Raw genomic sequence first — 1,088 nt, forward strand, 5'->3', positions numbered from 1 at the left:
TAAGTAGTTAAGCAAAATTAATTACATAATTATCTCCAAATTCTTTAAGAATTTTTTCGACAGATGAAACAAGAGATTCCCAGCTAGAGTAGGCATCTATTTTGAGCCATTGATATTTGATAAACCGCCACAAAATCTCAATTAAATTCAATTCAGGTGAATAAGTCGGCAATTCAAATATAGTTAAACCGCGTTCTTTCCATTCTTCAATTTTCTCGAAAATGGCATTGCTAGTATGAATAGAAGCTTGATCTACTACAATATATGTTGGCTTCTCCACCACAGCAAAGAAAGTATCAATACAGGCTATGATTACATCTGAATTAATAGTCTGCTCTGAAACATAAGCATGAAGATTATTTTGCCTATTCATGATTCCCAAGACATTTAAACGCTTAGTTCTACGACTATTAATTGACAAATATTCACCAATATCTTGCCATCCATAAGGGACACAAGGGATGCCACAAAATCCGGATTCATCCAAATAGTATAAATCAATTTTACCCTCATCTTCTAATTGTTTTAATTCTGACAATTTTTCTTTTTTTTCCTTGTATTCTATGGGGTCTGGCTTACCGCCAACACCTCGACGCATCCTATGCCAACTCATTCTTTTTTTTTAATTATTCTCTTAATTGTTTCCGTACTTGTATTAATACACCATTCTTTTTTAATTTTTTGTACTACTTGCTTTAATTGTCTTGGTTGCAATTTTACCCAGTCTCTAATTTGATCTGATTCTGCGGAATTAAATGTTTTTTTTCTGCCTCTACCTGGTTTATTGTATAATCCGAGCATTCCCTCATTTTCCCATCGATTCAACCAGTTATACATGGTTTTATAACTAACTTTAAAAATTTTCATCAAACTTTTATTTTTGATATTTTCTGAAGCTAAAATTAAAAAATGTGCTCTTTGGCGCACTTGATGATGTCTGCTTTGGCGATAAATTCGGTTTAGCAATTTCAACGAAAGTGGATTGACATCTCGAAGTAAAAACATATAAATTCTCTTTGAATACAGCTCAATAGTTTTATTATATCATATTAGTTGTTTTGTGTAATTAATTTTGTTGAGCTACTTAA

Annotated in this window: 1 protein-coding gene; it reads right to left on the minus strand. The window is 31.7% G+C overall.

The genetic code is table 11. The features are described from left to right. Positions 1-7 precede the first annotated feature (7 nt). A protein-coding gene (locus QUB66_RS29690; protein WP_332970812.1) for an IS630 family transposase occupies positions 8-1,005 on the minus strand; the annotation gives its coding sequence in 2 pieces (ribosomal slippage) (positions 8-615 and positions 615-1,005; 999 coding nt in all). Positions 1,006-1,088 lie beyond the last annotated feature (83 nt).

It is taken from the genome of Microcoleus sp. A2-C3 (assembly GCF_036706065.1).
In the GTDB taxonomy this organism is placed as follows: domain Bacteria; phylum Cyanobacteriota; class Cyanobacteriia; order Cyanobacteriales; family Microcoleaceae; genus Microcoleus.